A 21,337-nucleotide genomic window follows, 5' to 3' on the forward strand; every position below is an offset into this window, starting at 1 on the left:
TGTAATCAATTACACCTCGGCGTAATTGCGTCCGAATTAAACACATTTGAATCATCCGATCCGGTTGTTGAATATAACCTGCAATTATACTAAACAAGGTGGTTGGAAAAATGGAAAAAGGAACGTATCGGGTACTTCTGTACTATAAATATGTACACATTGAGGATCCAGTGGAATTTGCTAATGCACATTTGGCGTTTTGTAAGGAAATTGGGTTGAAAGGCAGAATACTTGTCGGAACAGAAGGAATTAATGGAACTTGTTCTGGTACGGTTGAACAAACAGATGCTTACATGAAAGAGCTTACGAGCGATGAACGTTTTAGCGATATCGTTTTCAAAATTGACGAGACAGATGGACACGCCTTTAAAAAAATGCATGTCCGTCCACGTGAAGAAATTGTCAACTTAAGCTTGGAAGATGATATTGACCCGAACGAATTAACAGGTAAGCGTTTAAGCCCTGAAGAGTGGTTTAAACAAATGCAAGAGGAAGACACGATTGTGATTGATGCAAGAAATGACTATGAATATGACCTCGGTCATTTCCGCGGTTCAGTACGACCTGACATTGAGAACTTCCGAGATTTGCCGCAATGGATGCGGGAGAATAAAGAAATGTTCGAAGGGAAAAAAATTCTTACGTATTGCACAGGCGGTATTCGCTGCGAGAAGTTTTCCGGATGGCTCGTTCGTGAGGGATATGAGGATGTTAGTCAATTACATGGTGGAATTGCGATGTATGGAAAAGACCCAGTTGCGAAGGGGCAGCTTTGGGATGGACAAATGTACGTCTTTGATGAGCGTATCGCAGTACCGATCAACCAAGTAGAACACGTCGTAGTCGGCCGAGATCATTTTGACGGCGAGCCATGTGAGCGTTATGTGAACTGTGCAAACCCAGAATGCAATGCGAAAATTCTTTGTTCTGAGGAAAATGAGCATTTCTATATGCGCAGTTGCTCGGATGAATGCCGTACACATCCACGAAACCGTTACTTCGTTGAACACGATTTGACTGTAGAGGAATTCGATGCACGTTTAAAAGCAATTGAAGAAGTAAAGAAGAATTCATTGGCCTAATAACTATTTTAGGGTCAAACCAAATCGTCTGAATGGTTTTCTAGCCGTTCAGACGTCTTTTTTAGAGTCTGAGGTTATTTTATAATTCCATTGTAATGATGAAATACCCTTGTACTCAAAAGAATGGAGGAACGCGTAAAATGCAATGGAAAAATTTATATCGCGGATTCTTTATGGGAATTAGTGATTTAATACCGGGAGTAAGTGGGGGTACGATTGCATTTATTCTTGGTATATACGATGAGCTATTAACATCAATCAGTGGCTTTTTTAGCCGTAATTGGAAGAAGTATATTGGGTTTTTGTTACCGCTTGCAATCGGAATCGGTGTGACGCTACTATTATTTAGTAGGGTCATCGAATTTTTATTGAAAAATTATCATGATCCTACACAATACTTTTTTATCGGTTTGATCATAGGTGTATTACCTTTTATGATGAAACAGGCAGAAGTGAAAACGCATTTCAACTGGGCGCATTTTTTGCTTATTCTCATTGTCGGCGCTGCACTTGCTTCGATGGCATTTATTAAACCACATGATTCAACGCCGATTACTTCATTAACGCCATCCAATGCAATCGGTTTATTTTTGGCGGGATGGGCTGGAAGTATGGCGATGCTATTGCCAGGAATTAGCGGATCATTTATCCTTCTATTACTAGGCGTTTATTCAACGGCGATCGGCGCTTTGTCTAATTTGAATTTCCCTATTATATTGGTCATTGGTGCAGGCGTGATTGCGGGCTTCATTGTCAGCAGTAAAGCGATTAGCTATTTGCTTTCGCATTACACACATGTCACATTTGCGGCGATTATTGGTTTAATCATTGGCTCGGTATTCGTTATTTACCCGGGGATCCCTGAAAGTGGCACTCCTTTTGTGATGAGTATCATCGCATTCATTATGGGTTTAATCGTAGCGAATATGTTTAGTCCAAGTAAATCTAATCACAACTAAATATTTAAATTCGATCAGCTAGATTTGAAACAACGTATAGGTTGTTTCAAACCTAGCTTTTTTTAACTTGGTTCTTCTGCGCATGATCAAGTGGCCCACTGCATACTATGGATAAAACCAAGCCCTGAATGGAGGGAATTTGTTGGATATTTTAAGCAGAGTAAGAAACTATCGTGATAAAGAAAACCGGTTGAAATGGGAAGGGACATTTGAGCAATATTTAGAGATCGTGAAAGAAAGACCAGAAGTCGCTCAAACGGCGCATTCACGTGTGTATAATATGATTAAAAATTCCGGTTTGGTTGAACGAAACGGTCATAAGATGTATCAGTTTTTCGGCAATGAAATTTTCGGCTTGGAAGAGTCAATCGAACGTCTTGTTGAAGAGTATTTTCATCCAGCTGCCAAACGATTAGATGTACGTAAAAGAGTTTTACTGTTAATGGGGCCAGTTAGTGGTGGGAAATCAACCATTGTAACATTGTTAAAGCGCGGGCTTGAAAATTATTCGAGAACAGATGAAGGTGCGGTTTATGCCATTAAGGGGTGCCCGATGCATGAAGACCCGCTTCATTTAATCCCTGAGCATTTACGGGAAGATTTTTTTGAAGAGTATGGCATTCGGATTGAAGGCAGTCTTTCACCATTAAATACAATGCGTCTAGAAACTGAATATGATGGCCGGATCGAAGATGTAATAGTTGAACGTATTTTCTTCTCAGAGGCTAAGCGTGTCGGGATTGGAACGTTTACACCATCTGATCCAAAATCACAAGATATTGCTGACTTAACGGGAAGTATCGACTTTTCGACGATTGCTGAATTCGGTTCGGAGTCGGATCCGCGTGCGTATCGTTTCGATGGGGAATTAAATAAAGCAAACCGCGGCATGATGGAGTTTCAAGAAATGTTGAAGCTGGACGAAAAGTTCCTCTGGCATTTACTATCATTGACGCAAGAAGGGAATTTTAAAGCTGGCCGTTTCGCCTTGATCAGTGCCGATGAACTGATCGTTGCGCATACAAACGAGACAGAATATCGTTCCTTTATATCCAATAAAAAGAACGAGGCGCTGCATTCCAGAATTATTGTCATGCCGATTCCTTATAATTTAAAAGTTAGCCAGGAAGAACGCATTTACGAAAAAATGATTAAAGAAAGTGACATGGCGCATGTGCATATTGCGCCGCATGCCTTACGTGTTGCTGCCATCTTCTCAGTGTTAACGAGACTTGAAAGTTCGAAGAAACAAGGGATGGACATTGTGAAGAAAATGCGCTTGTATGACGGTGAAAGTGTAGAAGGTTTTAACCAGGTCGATGTCGAGGAAATGAAAAAAGAATTCGCGACTGAGGGGATGCACGGGATCGACCCGCGCTATGTCATTAACCGCATTTCATCGGCCATTATCCGCAAAGAAGTGCCGTCGATCAATGCGCTCGATGTGTTGCGTTCTTTAAAAGATGGACTTGATCAGCATGCATCGATTTCAAAAGAAGACAAAGAAAACTTCATGAATTATATTTCGGTCGCAAGAAGAGAATACGATGAAATTGCGAAAAAAGAAGTTCAAAAAGCATTTGTCTATTCCTACGAGGAATCTGCTAAAACATTGATGGATAACTATTTAGACAATGTGGAAGCATTTTGCAATAAAAATAAACTAAGAGATCCGTTAACCGGTGAAGAGATGAATCCAGACGAAAAACTTATGCGTTCGATAGAAGAACAAATCGGCATTTCAGAAAATGCAAAGAGAGCATTCCGCGAAGAAATTCTCATTCGTATTTCTGCGTTTGCTCGCAAAGGGAAACGGTTTGACTATAGATCTCATGAACGTTTGCGTGAAGCGATTCAAAAGAAACTTTTTGCGGATTTAAAAGACGTTGTCAAAATTACGACTTCAACGAAAACACCGGATGAGTCCCAGTTGAAAAAAGTAAATGAAGTCGTCGCGCGTCTCATTGATGAGCATGGTTACAATTCCGTGTCTGCAAACGAGTTGCTCAGATATGTCGGCAGCTTATTGAATCGATAGGTCGTTAATGGTTTTGGATGAAAACAAGGCTAATCTCAGATTGGTCTTGTTTTTATCCAATTAGAAGGCAATAACTTGTCTGCTTATGCATATAATAGTAGAAACTTTTAAGGTAAGGTCAAAGAATACTAGAAATCAAAAGATAGGTGCGGATGGAGATGAACGAAAACCCAAAAGATCAATTTGTGATCTCGCAAGAAAATTGGTCGCTTCACCGAAAAGGTCATCAAGATCAAAAACGTCATATGGATAAGGTGAAAGATGCCATCCGGAATAATTTGCCGGATTTAGTAAGCGAGGAAAACATTGTCATGTCAAATGGCCGGGAAGTTATTAAAATTCCAATTCGTTCGTTGGACGAATATAAGATACGTTACAATTACGATAAATCCAAGCATGTAGGACAAGGCGATGGGGACAGTGAGGTAGGAGACGTTGTCGCGCGGGATGGATCCCAAGGAAAAAATGCTGCTGGCCAGGGGAAAAAAGCAGGGGATCAGCCCGGGCAAGACTTTTACGAAGCCGAAGTGTCGATGGCTGAAATTGAAGAAGCTTTATTTAAAGAGCTGGAACTACCAAACTTGGCGCAGAAAGAACAGGCCGAAATTACGACGGATAAAATTGAGTTCAATGATGTTCGGAAAAAAGGTTTGATCGGCAATATTGATAAAAAAAGAACCATTTTAACGGCAATTCGGCGCAATGCGATGAAAGGAAAAGCAGAAATTGCCCCTTTTCATAATGATGACTTACGCTTTAAAACGTGGAATGACGTAACAAAACCCGAATCAAAAGCAGTTGTTCTTGCGATGATGGATACGAGCGCTTCAATGGGAACTTTTGAAAAGTACATCGCGCGCAGCTTTTTCTTTTGGATGACTAAATTTTTACGTTCAAAATACGGTTCTGTTGATATTGAATTTATCGGCCACCATACGGAAGCGAAAGTGCTAACTGAAGAGGATTTTTTTTCAAAAGGGGAAAGCGGTGGAACGATTTGTTCATCTGCCTATTTAAAAGCACTGGAACTAATTAAACAAAAATATAGCCCGACCCGTTATAATATTTATCCGTTCCATTTCTCTGATGGTGAAAACATGTCTTCGGATAATCCAAAATGTATTCAGCTTGTCAATGAACTAATGGCCGTTTCAAATATGTTTGGATACGGAGAAGTCAATGCCTATAGCCGGTACTCTACGCTTATGTCGACGTATAAAAAAATAGATCATCCAAAGTTTCGTCATTATATTTTGAAAGAAAATCGAGATGTGTATTTCGCGCTCAAAAGTTTCTTCAAAAACGAAGTGGAGCAACTGTAAGCGGCAGCGTGACAAAAGAGTCGGGGGGATCCAATTGCCTGAAATGCAAAAACTTCATCGAGCAATCGATGAAATTACGGAAATTGCCAGTGGGTTCGGCTTGGATTTTTATCCAATGCGGTATGAAATATGCCCGGCCGATATTATTTATACATTCGGCGCATACGGCATGCCAACACGTTTTTCGCATTGGAGTTTCGGAAAACAATTCCATAAAATGAAGCTGCAATATGATCTAGGACTAAGCCAAATCTATGAGTTGGTCATTAACTCAAATCCTTGTTATGCCTTTTTGCTGGACACGAACAGTCTGATTCAAAATAAACTTATTATCGCGCATGTGCTTGCACATTGTGATTTTTTCAAAAACAATGTTCGATTTTCAAATACGAGACGAGATATGGTTGAAAGTATGACGGCGACCGCAGAACGAATTACAAAATATGAGCTCATCCATGGGAAAGAAGAGGTAGAAAAGTTTTTGGATGCTGTTTTGGCGATCCAAGAGCATATCGATCCTTCCATCATTCGGCCAAGACTGAACGAAAATGACGTGGAAGACGATGAAGAAGAGGTTTTTTCTAGCCGAAAATCACCTTACGATGATCTGTGGGGATTAGACGAACAGGAAAATAACGCGCAGGTCCCGCACCAAAAGAGAAAAAAGATCCCGCCTAGTCCAGAGAAAGATCTCCTTTTATTTATCTTGGAAAATAGTCGAGAGTTGGAAGAGTGGCAGCGTGATATTTTAACAATGATCCGAGAAGAAATGCTCTACTTTTGGCCGCAGCTTGAGACGAAAATTATGAACGAAGGATGGGCCTCTTATTGGCACCAAAGAATTATCCGGGAAATGGATTTGACAACCGATGAAACAATTGAGTTTGCAACGCTAAATGCCGGCGTCGTACAGCCATCAAAAACATCCATTAACCCTTATTATTTGGGTCTTAAAATATTTGAAGATATCGAGAAAAGATACAATGATCCAACGGAAGAAATGATCCGTTTTGGCGCAGAGCCTAATCGCGGAAGAGAAAAAATGTTTGAAGTCCGTGAAGTAGAGTCAGACATTTCTTTTATCCGCAATTATTTAACGAAAGATCTTGTGCAGCGGGAAGATCTCTACTTGTTTGAGAAAAAAGGAAGTAACTATACGATTACGACGAAAGAATATGAGACAGTTCGAGATCAATTGGTATCCATGCGAGTGAACGGCGGTTTCCCATATATTGTCGTTGAAAACGGGGATTACTTGCGCAATGGCGAATTGTTTCTTGTGCATAAGTATGAAGAAACTGAGCTTGACTTGCATTATTTGGAACATGTTTTACCGTATATTTACCAATTATGGGGCCGTATCGTTCATTTGCAAACGTATTCGGATAAGAAAGAGGTTGTATTTTCATACGATGGGAAGAAAGTGTATCGGAGATTTGTATAATCGCAAAAACCATCCCTTTTTTAGGCGGGGGATGGTTTTTGCATATTTGTATAATTGCGAAATTAGACACCAAGAAAAAATAATACACATGGAATGGTTGCTAAGCTAACAATTGTTGTCGCAAAAGTTGTAAAGGAAACGAGGTCTGGCTCTGTTCCAAACTGTAAAGCAAACATTGTTGTATTCGCTGCTGCCGGCATCGCGGCCTGCAAAATAATAACCGATTTTAACAAATCATTAACAGGTAAAAAGAATAAAATAATTGCTGCAATGATTGGAGAAGCGAACATCCGGATGACCCCGACGGAGACAACAAAACGATAGGCCACTTTTTTTCTTACTATGACAGCTAGCTGCATGCCAAGAACGAGCATAACAGTCGGGATCGAAGCATCAGCCACAAGGCTAATCCCCCCAAGCAGCGTTTCGGGAATAGAAATCGATAATAATTGCAAACCCACGCCAATAATTGCTGCATGAATAAGCGGCATCCGGATGACCCGTTGCAAGGACTGCTTCAACGTCGCTTTTTCTTCACCGCCAAGCGAGGCGAAAAAGATGCCAATTGTGTTCATCAGCAAAGATTGGAAAACCATCATAATAACCGCATAGTCAAATCCCGCTGCACCGAATGCAAATAATACAACAGGCGCGCCATAATTGCCGCTGTTCATAAAAACACCGCCCAAAATCATGGCTGACAGTTGGGAGCGAGAGGCTTTCATAAAAATAGCCGTCGACCATACAGTAGCTAATAGGATAACAGTTAAAATTAGGCTCGTCACAATGATGTAAAAATAATCCATTGTTAAGTCATTCATGTAAAATGTACGAAACGCGAGAAAGGGAGACATTAAATACAATGCCGCTGTAGAAATTGACTTAATGTCAAACCCGATCCACTTTTGTCCAACATACCCAATTAAAAAAATTAAAAACACGGGCAATATGATCATTAGTAAATCCATGGCTTCAACTCCAGGCAAAGTCTTCTGTCAATAGCTTACCAGAAAACGTGATAGAATCAATGATAGGAGCATTTTAAACGTCAGAATAATTGAACAGAAACGAGGGATTGCTATGATTCGGTATCCAAACCCAATCCGAAAAGGACAAACGATAGGTGTTACAGCCACATCATCCGGCGTTGAAAGTGAATTACATCATTTGTTAAGAAAAGCCGCACATCAATTTGAGCAACGGGGATTTTCTGTTAAATTAGGGGATACAGTTTGGACGGATGAAAAGTTGACATCTACACCAAAAGGAATCCGGACTGCAGAATTTAACGAGATGATGGAAAGTGATGAAATTGCGGCGATCATCCCGCCATGGGGTGGTCATTTCCTCATTGAGATTCTTCCGCTTATAGACTTTGATCAATTACGACCGAAATGGATTGTTGGCTATTCTGATACGAGCACTTTATTGTTATCCATCACGCTGATGACTGGAATCGCAACCGCACATGGAACGAATTTTGTCGATGTGCGAAGTGATGCCTGGGATCCGGTCACCGCGAAATTTCTAGAGATGATCACAGCAGAAACAGGTGCTACAATCGTTCAACAGTCATCCGAAAAATATCAATCAGAATGGCAGCATTTTGCACTGCCAGATCCCTATGTTTTTAAACTGGATTGCGACACGGAATGGAAAGTGATCGACGGTGATGGAGCACAGTTTGAAGGGCGATTGCTAGCGGGATGTATCGATACGATTCGCCATTTAGTTGGAACGCCTTTCGGTGATGTGAAAGCGTTTCAAAAAAAGTGCATTCCGGGCGATCAAATTATATGGGCGCTTGAAAACTGCGATTTGGATGCGCCAGATTTTTATCGTTCAATTTTGCAACTATACAATGCCGGTTGGTTCGATCATGCATCGGGCATTATTTTTGGACGAACCGCAGCTGGAGAAGCGAAAGAAGGTTTTACAGATATTGATGCGATGGAAAGACTTGCCGAATTGACTGGCATTCCAATCGTCTATGATGCGGACATTGGACATGTTCCCCCTCAAATGACCTTTGTCAATGGCGCTTATGGAAAAGCAACCGTCAAAAATGGAAAAGGAAAGCTTGAAACATCTCTTATTTAGTCCTGTTTATATTCATGTGGAAAGGGAATATTCATTATATAAGAGTGTAAAGACGAAGGGGATGGTTGTATGGCTCAAAAAGCCGATAGCAGACGAGATAAGCCAGATCGCAAAGAATGGACATTGCTCGCGATTGCCCTCATCATTATTTTAATTGTCATTTTTTGGGAGCTTGCCCGCTAGAAAAATCCTCTCCACAGCAAAATGCTGGGGAGAGGATTTTTAATAAGTGGATAGGCTCACAGTTCAGTTTCAATATATGAGCCAATCTGGTATTGTTGAAGTAGAATTCCGTTCTGAAAGGATGAACAAAATGGAAAAACCAAAATCAGGACCGGCATTGAAGCAACTTCATTCGCACCGTGCGATCCATGAAGGTGGTCTTGCGGGTGCGGAACAAAAAACAAGCGATCTTATCGCGTTATTAAGAGAAGGGGATTTGGAATCCGCAAACATGGCGGCAGATGACCTTGTTGATTACTGGAAAACTCGTGTCATCGCACATGCAGACGCGGAAGAAGCTGGTTTCTATGAAGAAATAGCGACGGCAAAACCTGAATTAAAAGATGTTGTTATTCAACTCATCCGGGATCACGATCTGATGCGCATAATCGTAAAGGACATTGAAGAGCTGAGAGAAAAAGAACAGTTAAGTCCGAATGTCATTCATCGCTTTTATTCACTAATGATTGTGAACGATATACATAGCCGTGATGAAGAGCGGTTACTATTTGAATAAAAATACGTTGAAAGGCACCGAAAATAGGTGCTTTTTTCATCATTAAAAGGAAGGGGTTCTGGAAATCGAAAAGGCATTAGAGATACTTACAACTTATTTTGGCTATCCATCCTTTCGATCTGGTCAAGAGCAAGTGATTCAGAGTGTTCTAGATGGAAAAGATACACTTTGCGTCATGCCGACTGGCGGTGGGAAATCGATTTGTTATCAAGTCCCCGCGCTTGTAATGGAAGGAACAGTTCTCGTCATTTCACCATTGATTTCATTAATGAAAGATCAAGTCGATGCGCTGCATCAAGTTGGTATTTCTGCGGCCTATATTAACAGTACACTTTCATCCGATGAATATTTCGGTACGATGGAGCTGGCTGCCCAAGGCCATTATAAACTTCTGTACGTTGCACCTGAAAGATTGCATTCTCCGTCGTTTACAAACGAATTGTCAAAAATGACTATTCCGATGATCGCCATTGACGAGGCCCATTGTATTTCACAGTGGGGGCATGATTTTCGTCCAAGCTATCGCGCGATTAGCAGCATTGTTTCTTTATTCGATGAAAAGCCGGTTGTCTTAGCACTGACCGCTACTGCGACACCTGCTGTTCGCGAAGATATTTGCCAACAGTTAAATATAGAAGAAGAAAACACTGTCATGACAGGGTTCGAACGATCTAACTTAACGTTCTCAGTGATTAAAGGTCAAGACCGTGAAAAATATGTAAAGGCGTATGTACAAAAAAATGTGGGAGAAGCAGGTATTATTTATGCGGCGACACGAAAAACGGTTGATCATGTCCATAGTATGCTGCAAAAAAACGGCGTGGCCGTGGCCAAATACCATGCGGGCATGTCGGATACAGACCGTCAATCGGAGCAAGACCGATTTTTAATGGATGAAGTGACCGTTATGGTTGCGACAAATGCTTTCGGGATGGGTATTGATAAAAGCAATATTAGATACGTGATCCATTATCAAATGCCGAAAAATATGGAAAGTTATTACCAAGAGGCAGGGCGTGCGGGGCGCGATGGATTAGACAGTGAATGCACATTGCTGTTTTCATCGCAAGACGTTCAGACGCAGCGTTTTTTAATCGACCAATCGCAAGACGAAAATAGAATCCCGGCGGAACTGGAGAAACTGCAATCGATGATCGATTATTGCCATACAGAGTCCTGCCTACAAAAGTTTATCGTTACGTACTTTGGCGAGTTGGATGCCGCAGCATGCAGTCGCTGCGCAAATTGTACCGATACAAGGGAAAGTACGGACGTAACAGTGGACGTTCAAAAAGTATTATCTTGCGTCATTCGAATGGGGCAGCGGTTCGGCAAAACGATGATTGCGCAAGTGTTAAACGGGTCACGCAATAAGAAACTGATGGAACTTGGATTTCATCAGCTTTCTACTTACGGATTAATGAAAGGCACTACGACAAAAGACATATCAGATTTCATTGAATTTATTATCTCTGAAAATTATTTAGGTGTGGAAAATGGACAGTTTCCGATCATTTATGTAACGGATCAAGGAAAAGATGTTTTGCTTGGGAAAATAAAAGTATTCCGGAAAGTATCCGTTGTTGTGACAAAGCAAATTACAACTGACGATCCATTGTTTGAACAGTTGCGGGCACTTCGCATGCAGCTTGCGCAAGATGCGGGCGTCCCGCCATTCGTTGTTTTTTCGGATAAAACATTACGGGATATGGTCGCAAAAAGACCTGTTACCGATGAAACGTTTTTAGAAGTAAATGGTGTCGGTCTTGCAAAACTTGAAAAGTACGGAGAACTATTTTTAGATGAAATTAAGACGTATATTATGAAAGAAAATGAAAAATCCGAAGTGCAGTCAACTTGACTGTGCTTCGGATTTTTTAGTTTGTTAAAGATATCATTTTTTTACGCAAACCCATTAAAATATAAATGGCAACTGACAGTAAAATTACTCCTGTTAAAAGGAATGCACCGCGAAAGCCAAGATCTAATGCGCCGATGACACTTGAACCCGCCACAACACCGATCGAGAAGAAAGCATAGAAATAGCCATAGGCTTTTCCGCGAGATTCGGGTGCAGACGAATCGATCAGCAAGGAATTGATCGATGGGAAAAGAAATGCAAAGCCAATCCCATAAATTGCCATAGCCGCGTACAAATAACTTAAATCTGTAATGTGGCTTAACAATAGTAAGCTAAGGCCCATCAGAGAAATGCCGAATGCGAGTGTGACAATTGGACGAACGCGGTCAAATACCCGGTTAATCGGCAGTAAGAAAATGAGAATGGCGACAACGCCAAAGGCACTTAGTAACATCCCGCTCGTCTTCGAATCAAATCCTAAAGCTTCTACTTTAAGCGGTAATACGAGCGCTAATACGCCCTGCGAGAACATGAGGAAAAACGCACCGGCAAAAGCACGCACCATGCCAGGATTTTGAAATAAATGGCGCACTCTAAAGTGTTTTGCAGACTTTTCTTTGTTCTTTTGAACGATTGAAAAAGAACGAAGGACAAAGAATGCCGAGATGGCTAGTAGAAGCATGGCACCGCCATTTACACTTAAAATGAATGGGGTGCTTGTTTTAGCCGAAAGAATGCCGCCATAGGCTGGTCCAATAATGGCAGCCATGCCGACGAATGCACCAGAAACGGCAACACTGCTGCCTCGTTTTGTCGTTTCCGCCTGATTGGCCAAGTACGTAAATGCCGCAGGAACGATAAGTCCTTCCATAAAGCCATGGATAAAGCGAATGCCTAAGAGCGAAATCGGATCAAAGGCAAATGCGTAGAGAAAAAGAGAAATCGCCGACGCAAATAGACCGATCATTAAAATGAGATAAGGACCTCTGCGATCTGTCATAAAGCCGGATATGACGTTGCCGATCGTATTAGAAAAAGAATACATGCCAACCGCAAGTCCTGTTAAGAAAGGCGTGGCCCCAAGCGAAAGCGCAAAAGGACTCATAATCGGCAACTGTGAAAATAAATCAAAAAACGAGAAGAAAACGATTAAATAGACAAAAGCACGCAACACAAAAGCCCCATTTCTTAAATCTTTTCCATAGTTCAATATATATAGCTTATCATTTTATATAGAAAGAGGTAAAAGGATAGACTGTGAACATTTCAGTAATACAGTTTAAAAGATACAATCATAATAAATTGACTTTGACAAAAAGTTTGAAAAAACAAGCGCATTTCATCCGATAAACTGATAAAATAATAAGCATTCATTGGAAAGGGGATTAAATCAATGACAATACGAATTGGGATTGCAGGTTATGGAAATTTAGGCCGCGGCGTTGAATCCGCAATCGGTCAAAACAAAGACATGAAATTAGTAGGTGTATTTACGCGTAGAAACCCTGAAGACGTTACGCTTTTAAATAAAGACGTACCCGTTTATAAAATGGATGATATTCAAAACTACAAAGAAGACATCGATGTGCTCATTCTTTGCGGAGGGTCGAAAAACGACTTGCCCGAACAAGGTCCTGCGCTTTCCGCACATTTTAATACGATTGATAGCTTTGACACGCACGCAAAAATTCCCGAATATTTTGAGGCGGTCGATGCAGCGGCGAAACCAAATGGTAAAACGGCAATCATTTCTGTTGGCTGGGATCCAGGATTATTCTCTATTAATCGCCTGTATGGGGAAGCCGTTTTAGCAGAAGGCGCAACCTACACGTTTTGGGGGAAAGGTTTGAGCCAAGGTCATTCTGATGCGGTCAGAAGAGTCGGAGGCGTGAAAGGTGCGGTTCAATATACGATTCCAAATACGGAAGCTGTCGATCGTGTGCGCAGTGGATCTTTACCGGAACTCACAACGAGAGAAAAGCATACGCGTGAGTGCTATGTTGTGTTAGAAGAAGGCGCAAATGCAGAGCAAGTAAAAGAAGCGATCGTCACAATGCCTGACTATTTCGCGGACTACGACACGACTGTCAATTTTATTTCTGAAGAGGAACTGGCGCGTGACCATTCCGCAATGCCACATGGCGGTTTCGTCATCCGCAGCGGAAAAACAGGTGAAGGGAATGCGCAAGTGATGGAATATTCATTGAAGCTTGACAGCAACCCTGAATTCACATCCAGCGTTCTTGTTGCCTATGCACGTGCAGCTTACCGTTTAAATCAAAACGGAGATGTCGGTGCGAAAACAGTGTTTGACATTGCGCCGGGATTATTATCTCCGAAAAGCGCTGCGGATTTGCGGAAAGAGTTATTATAAGGGTTATCTATATTGAGTAAATACCCCCATTTCGGTGGTGAACCATGCCAATCAAGGAAGACTTATAATACAGTGCTAAAATAATGAAGTGAATGTAAAATGCTAGGTACAAAGTGGATTTGTATCTAGCATTTTTTGTTTTTTACAGGGCTAAACAGCTTTTTATCTTAAAGGATTTTGATGGTTGCTAATCCGAGAAATAATGAAAAAATATCTCCTACTGGGTATCATTTCGCTAGATATAATTCTAGTAAATTGACAAAAGTAACCACTAGTTTAAGTGAAGAAAACTGGATATACTTTTAAGCTATGAGGAGGAGAATTTATGAAAAGATTTATTTCTAAATTGGTAGTTATCGCCCTAGTTTGTAATATTTTTCTGCCATTACAAGCCGCGAGTGCAATAGATGTACCACAGGAAGAAAAAACTGCGGAGAAGGTGAATTTCCCTGCCTTTCAAAGTGAAGGAGAGATAAAGGAGAAACGAACCGCCTATTCAAAAGTGTACCAACAGAAAAATGGCGCGCATAAGCTCGAAATTTCTGCTGATCCCATTCATTATAAGGATCAAAAAACGAAGAAATGGGAAGAAATCGATAATACGTTAAAAAGGAATAAAGCGGGTCGCTATCAAAACGAAAAAAATGCGTTTGGGGCATCTTTTTCGTCAAAAATGATTACCGCTGAACCATTAGTGTCACTTCAGTACGAAGGAAAAACGGTTGATATTACCTCTATGACGAAGAACGGTGAAAAGCCGGCAAATCGTGCGGCTGTCATAGAAGAAAACCAAGTGACTATATGAAAATATTTATAAGGGTACGGATCTCTCCTATACAATAGGCAGTGAGAAAATTAAAGAAGATATCATTCTTCAAGAAAAACCTTCGAGTAATGAACCGCTCTTATTTTCTTTTGCGCTTAAAATTCCGGGAATGACCGTTGAACAAACAGCTGAAGGAGAACTTTACTTACTAGATCTTAAAAGTAAGGAACGAAAGTTTGTCATTGAAAAACCATTTATGATGGATTCCGCAAAGTCTGAAGGATTCGTCTCTCGTTTAGAGAATCCAATTCCGGAAGGATCTTGGAGCAATGACATTGAGGTATCAAGCTTCCAAAAAGGCGATCAATGGATTGTTGAGTTGAAACCTTCAATGGATTGGCTCATGTCCGATGATCGTGTCTATCCGGTTATCATTGACCCAACTGTAAAAGTATACCAACCGAAGAATGATTTAAATGACACAACGATCCGCAGCGCGGCGCCTGATCAGACTGGGGGAGCCGATTTAGAAATGGGAGCGGGCTTCCATAGCACAACCAATAATATTGTTAGGTCTCTTATTCAGTTCGATCTTGGAAAACTGCCTGCTGGTTCCAAAGTTATGAATGCGCAGTTAAACCTCCGGCTGTCGTCCGTGTGGAATGATACAGCTTCTTCTATTGGATTATACGAGGCAAGCAGTGCGTGGGAAGAAAACCGTGCGACATGGCAGCGCCGGACACAAAGCGCACTTTGGACCAATAAAGGGGGAGATTTTAACTCCAGTCTTCTTTCTTCACAAACTGTAGGCGCGTTGGATACAGCCGCAGTTGAGCCCCAATTGTTCAAATGGACCATTAAGCCGGAAATCGTTCAAAAATGGATGGATCAGCCTACTCAAAACTTGGGCTTGATGCTGAAAGCTACGAATGAAACATTAGCCACTTATAAGAAATTTTACTCAGGTGACTATTCAAGTAAACTACAATATTCTCCAAAGTTAACCATTACGTATTACCCTGTCAGCCGTCTAGGCTTGGAAAGTTACTGGTCTTATGCTGAACATGAATTGTCGGATGGACAAGGGTATGTTAATTTAGGAACAGGAAACCTCGTACTTGACTTTGCTGATTTTTCTGTTACAGGAAGAGGGAATTCGGGCTTTTCTTTTGCACGGACGTATAACTCAAAAGCGGTGGATGACTCGCCACTAGGGGTAGGATGGTCATACACGGGAAGCGAAACGGTAGCTGAATTTCCAAACGGAGACGTTCTCTATACAGACACAGATGGAACCGTGCACTTATTTACGTATAATACCGTTACTAAAACGTATAAGGCTCCAGCCGGCTTATATTTACAGCTTGTTAAAGCAAATGCAGATGCTTTTGTCATCACAGACTTTAATGGAAATCGGGTTGTGTTCCGCGACCTAATTAAGAACCCGGAGCAGCAAGGCCGAATTTATCCGATTGATTATGCGGAAGACCGGAATAAAAACAAAATTATTTACAAACGCCAGGCGGATGGAACACTCACGGGCATTACAGACGCAACTGGACGCACGCTCACGCTGGCGTATGAGAACGGTCGGATTGTCCACGGAACGTTTGAAAACGTTAAAAAGTTTTCCTATACGTATGACACGGCTGGGCGATTGAAAACTTCTACCATATATAAAGATGACCTTACTGGTTCGACTACCACGTATAATTATGGCACTGATGGCAGACTAAACAACGTCATTGACGCGAATAATCAAACAACGACTTATATTTATAATGCCGAGTTTCTGGAGCAAGTTAAACAACCAACTATTTCAAGTTAAACAACCAACTATTTCAGATGTAGCGTCGGATATTACGTATGTATATGACATCTATAATTTAACGGCCAGTGAGTTCGATGCTTTTAATCAGGAAACAAGATATGATTTAAACAGCAATTACATCATTACTGCCGTTACCGATCCGATGGGTTTCAGCTTCTCCTTCACCTATGACGCGAATTATAACATGCTAACAGAGACTGATCCAAAAGGGAATCTCACGGTGAATACGTACGATGCCAAAGGGAATCTGGAAACGACAACGGATGCGATGGGGAGTAAAACCTCTTATACGTATAACGGCTTCAGTCAGCCGTTAACGGTGACCGATGCGGATGGAATCATGACGTATCAATATAATGTCTACGGCGACGTCATTAAAGAAATCAATCCCCTAAAGGAAGAAACGACGTATACGTATTATGAGCCTTACGGCAATTTAAAAACCATGACACCGCCAGACGGCATTCCTGAAGAGTATGAATATGATGCCATGCAGAACTATCCGACGAAGTTCCTGGATGCTTTGGGACGGAAAACATCCATCATCAATGATCAATATGGAAACGCCAAAGAAGTCACTGATCCAAAGGGAAACAAGGTATCGTTTGATTATGATGAACAGGAGCAATTGAAGTCCACTGTGGACGAAAAAGGCAATGAGACATCATATGGTTATGACGATAACGGCAATTTGACCACCATTAAGAACGCAAGAGGATATACGACGACACTGGGCTACAATAACCAGAACCAATTTATCACCCGTAAAGAACCGCTTAACCAGATCACAACATATGGCTATGACGCACTTGGCAATATGACGACGGAAAAGAAACCGGATGGCGTCACTACGATCAAAACGGATTATGATGCCAACAGCCGCCCGAAAGATATTTCAGTGAATGGCTTTTTAAAATGGCATTATGACTATGATAAAAACGGTAACACAACGGCCGTGAAAAATGGAGATACAAGCACCGTTTCCACGTTTACGTATGATAAAGCGGATAAGCTAAAGACAGCTTCCAACGGCAAGCAGCTGATTGAATATGGCTACTCGTTAACGGAAACATTAACGAATATAAAAGGAACTTCAAACGGCATATCCTTTTCTCAACGCTTTGTTTTTAACAATGCAGACAGAATGAAAAATTGGTATCGTAATGAGGCCGTACAGGGAACTTATGAGTATTTCCCGACTGGTGAACCACAGCAACGCCGTTATGTCAACGGTGTGCATACGACTTATACGTATGATGACGCCCAACAGATGAAGACACTAAAAGTGACCAAGGACACGTCAGTCTTGTTAGACGAAACACTAGGATACGACTTGAACGGAAATATAAATGCTGTCACTTCCTCATCTGGCAATAAGGCGTTTACGTATGATAAAGCTAACCAACTGGAAACGCAAACGATTAATACTGCTCAACTTAACGAATCGTATACGTATGACGTTGTTGGAAACCGCAAATCCAAAATGACAGTAAAAAATGGCACCACGACGAGTATCTCGTACGATTATGATGCCAACAATCGCTTGGCGTCCGTGAACGGCCAAACGTATTCATACGATGCGAATGGCAACCGTACAAAAGACGGTCAATACACTTATGTGTATAATAGTTTTGACCAGATCACTTCTATTAAAAACAATGCTGGCACAGTGATTGCCTCTTACACTTATGACGACGAAGGGCGCCGTACGAGTAAGACGGTTGGCGGCAAGAAAACGAACTATCATTATGACCAGGGAATTAACGTCCTGTTTGAAACGGACAGCGCAGGCAATATCACGGCAGATTATGTCTATGATCCGGACGGCTTGCCAGTAATGATGTCAAAAGGCGGCCAGAACTATTATTATACGTATAACAGTCTCAAAGAAATTACTGGACTGACAAATGCATCCGGCACGGTGGTTGCTTCTTATACGTATGATGCGTGGGGCAATATACTTTCTCAAAGCGGCATAATGGCCGCGGAAAACCCGATCCGCTACAAAGGCTATCGCTATGACGATGAGACAGGCTTGTACTACCTGATTGCCCGCTATTACCAGCCGGCAGAAGGTGTCTTTCTGACAACGGATCCGGAAGGTGGGGACCCAGACGATCCGAAGACCCAGAACGGCTACGCCTACGCGAACAACAACCCAGTTATGATGACAGACCCTGACGGAAATTATGCTTGGGCAGTGATCAACGCCGGCTTTGCGGCATATGACGGCTACAAAGCATATAAAGCCGGAAAAGCCGCAGGTAAACAAGGCTGGGCGCTTGCCGGATCAGTGGCTTGGGAAACCGGCAGCAGTTTTGTCAAAGTTGGGCATTTGAAAAAGGCTGGGAAAGCGCTTGGGGCAACTTCAAAATATATTAACGGTACTAGAGGAACAGGGGTCAATCGTGCTTGGAAAGCAGAAAGGGAAATGATTGCAAAAACAGGTCAGGGTACTAGAAAATGGAGTGGTAAGAGAAGAGCGGAAATTTTGACTACTGGGAAAGCAAAGGGAATGATAGGACACCATATAAATAGTGTGAAAAATTATCCTCATTTAGCAGGGTCAGCAAAAAACGTTCGTTTTGTTTCAAAAAAACAACACTTAAGACTCCATGGTGGTAACTGGAAAAATCAAACGACTGGTAAATTCATTAAAAGAAAGTGATGATAATATAAATGGATTATAGAACAGAGATTTTACACATAATTGAAAAGGAAAAAATATTGGATTTTAAAACATTGAAAAATAAAACAGTGTTAATTAACAAGGCTTACGAAACGGGTGTAGAAGGTTGGGTACATCATATTTTTCACCCACTGCCTCCATCTGATATAGATTTACTTGAAAAAAAAACTAAGAAGAAGTTTCCTGAACCGTACAAAAAGTTTTTGTCCCTATGCAATGGCATTTTTCTATTTGGGGGGGATTTTTACATTTATGGGAAAGGATTTTTAGAAAAAGGAATGTCTCGAGAAGAACAGTTGTATCAGCCATATGATTTAATTGAGGAGATTGAGGATCCTCCCTGCAAAATTCCTGGCGATATGTTCTATTTTGGCGGTACCCCTAAAACAATATTTGCTATCGAAGTTGATGGAAGTGTAGTTGAGTTGACGAGAAGATCAGCGAAACTCGTTTTTCGCTATGAAAGTTTTGATTGCTGGTTAATGAAAAAAATACAATCGACAACAGGGTTTGGGAGTTAAATCCCTATTAAATTAACAGAAAGAGTATCAGCTTTAGTAATAATTAGCTGATACTCTTTATCAAATCATGGAGGGAATGAAAGAGAATAATTGGTTCCCATTCGCCAGCCCCATGTTCAGCAGTGAGTACTGGATAGTTTTCTCGAACAGTATCAACAATTAAAGGATCTCCAAGATCTTCTTCATAACCAATGACTATCCATCCTTCTTGCCAATCCCCTTTAGACTTGCCTATTAATGAATTTCCTTGTTCATCTACACTGTATCCTAGTTGTTCGTTTTCTAGTTCGCTTTCTTTAAATAGAATAAATGTTAAATAAAATGACTCACCTTGTCCATCTGTATTTAAGATCTTGACTTCCTCATGGCTCATACTAAATAAAAAATTCTTCAAAGTCTCAATTGCTTTTTCAGACAATTAGATTCCCTCCACTATTTATTATGTGGTTAATAAATTAATTATATCATTATTAACGGCCAGGTGTATTATTTTAAGACCAATGGCAATCGTACAAAAGACGGTCAATACACTTATGTGTATAATAGTTTTGACCAGATCACTTCTATTAAAAACAATGCCGGCACAGTGATTGCCTCTTATACTTATGACGACGAAGGACGCCGTACGAGTAAGACGGTCGGCGGCAAGAAAACCAACTATCATTATGATCAGGGAATTAACGTCCTGTTTGAAACGGACAGCGCCGGCAATATTACGGCAGACTATGTCTATGACCCGGACGGCTTGCCGGTGATGATGTCAAAAGGCGGCCAGAACTATTATTATACGTATAACAGTCTCAAAGAAATTACTGGACTGACAAATGCATCCGGCACGGTCGTTGCTTCTTATACGTACGATGCGTGGGGTAATATTCTTTCTCAAAGCGGCATAATGGCAACGGAAAACCCGATCCGCTACAAAGGTTACCGCTATGACGAAGAGACCGGCTTGTACTACCTGATTGCCCGCTATTACCAGCCGACAGAAGGTGTCTTTCTGACAACAGACCCAGAAGGTGGAGACACAGACGATCCGAAGACCCAAAACGGCTACGCCTACGCGAACAACAACCCGGTTATGATGACAGATCCAGATGGAAATTATGCATGGGCAGTTATCAATGCTGGCTTTGCGGCATATGACGGCTACAAAGCGTATAAAGCCGGAAAAGCCTCAGGTAAACAAGGCTGGGCGCTTGCTGGATCAGTGTCTTGGGAAACCGGCAGCAGTTTTGTCAAAGTTGGGCATTTGAAAAAGGCCGGGAAGTTAATAGGGGCCATTAACAAGAACAGTAAATTGAGCAAAGCTACTAATCACGGTTATCATATATTTGATAACAAAACTGGTAAGGTTGTGAAGGTTGGCATTAGTGCACAAAAACTAAACAAGAATGGTTCTTCACCAAGAGCTAATAGACAGGCGAATAAGTGGAATGGAAAAGAAGTTGGGAGGTACAGTCCAGTCGTAGTCCATAAAAAAATTAGAGGTAGGAGTAGAGCCTTACAATGGGAAAGAGCTTCTGTAAACCGGTTACACAAAACAGGACAGTTAGATTTGTCGGCTGGCAAGCATAAAAGGCCTATGCCTTGATCGCGTAGAAGGAGTTG

The 21,337-nt window shown here is 41.4% G+C and carries 17 protein-coding genes; 14 read left to right on the plus strand and 3 right to left on the minus strand.

Annotated elements, in window-relative coordinates; genetic code table 11:
* Positions 1-110 precede the first annotated feature (110 nt).
* The 5 genes from AU377_RS01255 (at position 111) to AU377_RS01275 (ending at position 6,845) form a co-directional block, all read left to right on the plus strand.
* Positions 111-1,082 (plus strand): rhodanese-related sulfurtransferase, encoded by a 972-nt coding sequence (locus tag AU377_RS01255; RefSeq protein ID WP_067402905.1) that lies wholly within the window; start codon positions 111-113, stop codon positions 1,080-1,082.
* A gap of 140 nt (positions 1,083-1,222) precedes the next feature.
* Positions 1,223-2,041: a DUF368 domain-containing protein gene (locus AU377_RS01260; RefSeq protein WP_067402908.1), complete on the plus strand. Its 819-nt coding sequence runs from the start codon at positions 1,223-1,225 to the stop codon at positions 2,039-2,041.
* A gap of 142 nt (positions 2,042-2,183) precedes the next feature.
* Positions 2,184-4,079, plus strand: coding sequence for a PrkA family serine protein kinase (locus AU377_RS01265; protein ID WP_067402911.1), 1,896 nt, complete (start codon positions 2,184-2,186; stop codon positions 4,077-4,079).
* A gap of 158 nt (positions 4,080-4,237) precedes the next feature.
* Complete coding sequence (gene yhbH / locus AU377_RS01270) at positions 4,238-5,401, plus strand: sporulation protein YhbH (protein WP_067402915.1); 1,164 nt, start codon at positions 4,238-4,240, stop codon at positions 5,399-5,401.
* 43 nt (positions 5,402-5,444) lie between these two features.
* Positions 5,445-6,845 (plus strand): SpoVR family protein, encoded by a 1,401-nt coding sequence (locus AU377_RS01275; RefSeq protein ID WP_067403896.1) that lies wholly within the window; start codon positions 5,445-5,447, stop codon positions 6,843-6,845.
* Positions 6,846-6,907: 62 nt separating this feature from the next.
* On the opposite strand, the gene AU377_RS01280 is transcribed toward AU377_RS01275, so the two are convergent.
* The gene (locus AU377_RS01280) at positions 6,908-7,813 is read right to left on the minus strand and encodes an AEC family transporter (protein WP_067402918.1); all 906 of its coding nucleotides are present in this window, start codon (positions 7,811-7,813) and stop codon (positions 6,908-6,910) included.
* Between the two features lie 112 nt (positions 7,814-7,925).
* Between AU377_RS01280 and AU377_RS01285 the strand changes: the two genes are divergently transcribed.
* The 3 genes from AU377_RS01285 (at position 7,926) to recQ (ending at position 11,545) form a co-directional block, all read left to right on the plus strand.
* Positions 7,926-8,945, plus strand: a complete 1,020-nt coding sequence (locus AU377_RS01285) for a S66 peptidase family protein (RefSeq protein ID WP_067402922.1) — start codon at positions 7,926-7,928, stop codon at positions 8,943-8,945.
* Between the two features lie 229 nt (positions 8,946-9,174).
* On the plus strand, positions 9,175-9,684 hold the full coding sequence (locus AU377_RS01290) for a hemerythrin domain-containing protein (protein WP_253724348.1): 510 nt from the start codon (positions 9,175-9,177) through the stop codon (positions 9,682-9,684).
* 64 nt (positions 9,685-9,748) lie between these two features.
* Entirely contained in the window at positions 9,749-11,545 is a 1,797-nt protein-coding gene (recQ, locus tag AU377_RS01295) for a DNA helicase RecQ (RefSeq protein WP_067402927.1), read from the plus strand.
* A gap of 16 nt (positions 11,546-11,561) precedes the next feature.
* Here recQ and AU377_RS01300 read toward each other — a convergent pair whose 3' ends face one another.
* Positions 11,562-12,716 (minus strand): MFS transporter, encoded by a 1,155-nt coding sequence (locus tag AU377_RS01300; protein ID WP_067402930.1) that lies wholly within the window; start codon positions 12,714-12,716, stop codon positions 11,562-11,564.
* A gap of 222 nt (positions 12,717-12,938) precedes the next feature.
* Here AU377_RS01300 and AU377_RS01305 point away from each other — a divergent pair, with 222 nt between their 5' ends.
* From AU377_RS01305 to AU377_RS01325, 5 genes are all read left to right on the plus strand, one after another.
* Complete coding sequence (locus AU377_RS01305) at positions 12,939-13,919, plus strand: diaminopimelate dehydrogenase (RefSeq protein WP_067402933.1); 981 nt, start codon at positions 12,939-12,941, stop codon at positions 13,917-13,919.
* Between the two features lie 325 nt (positions 13,920-14,244).
* On the plus strand, positions 14,245-14,724 hold the full coding sequence (locus tag AU377_RS01310; protein ID WP_067402936.1) for a hypothetical protein: 480 nt from the start codon (positions 14,245-14,247) through the stop codon (positions 14,722-14,724).
* Between the two features lie 130 nt (positions 14,725-14,854).
* Positions 14,855-16,513, plus strand: coding sequence for a DNRLRE domain-containing protein (locus tag AU377_RS01315; protein WP_067402939.1), 1,659 nt, complete (start codon positions 14,855-14,857; stop codon positions 16,511-16,513).
* Positions 16,467-19,184: an RHS repeat-associated core domain-containing protein gene (locus tag AU377_RS01320; RefSeq protein WP_067402942.1), complete on the plus strand. Its 2,718-nt coding sequence runs from the start codon at positions 16,467-16,469 to the stop codon at positions 19,182-19,184. The genes AU377_RS01315 and AU377_RS01320 overlap by 47 nt, the downstream gene beginning before the upstream one ends.
* 11 nt (positions 19,185-19,195) lie before the next feature.
* A complete protein-coding gene (locus AU377_RS01325; RefSeq protein WP_067402945.1) occupies positions 19,196-19,726 on the plus strand; it encodes an SMI1/KNR4 family protein in 531 nt (176 codons plus the stop codon).
* A 43-nt stretch (positions 19,727-19,769) separates the two neighbouring features.
* Here AU377_RS01325 and AU377_RS01330 read toward each other — a convergent pair whose 3' ends face one another.
* Positions 19,770-20,144, minus strand: a complete 375-nt coding sequence (locus tag AU377_RS01330) for a hypothetical protein (protein ID WP_067402948.1) — start codon at positions 20,142-20,144, stop codon at positions 19,770-19,772.
* A 63-nt stretch (positions 20,145-20,207) separates the two neighbouring features.
* Here AU377_RS01330 and AU377_RS01335 point away from each other — a divergent pair, with 63 nt between their 5' ends.
* Positions 20,208-21,320: an RHS repeat-associated core domain-containing protein gene (locus AU377_RS01335; protein WP_067402951.1), complete on the plus strand. Its 1,113-nt coding sequence runs from the start codon at positions 20,208-20,210 to the stop codon at positions 21,318-21,320.
* Positions 21,321-21,337: the final 17 nt, after the last annotated feature.

The sequence above is a fragment of the Sporosarcina sp. HYO08 genome, assembly GCF_001563475.1.
In the GTDB taxonomy this organism is placed as follows: Bacteria; Bacillota; Bacilli; order Bacillales_A; family Planococcaceae; genus Sporosarcina.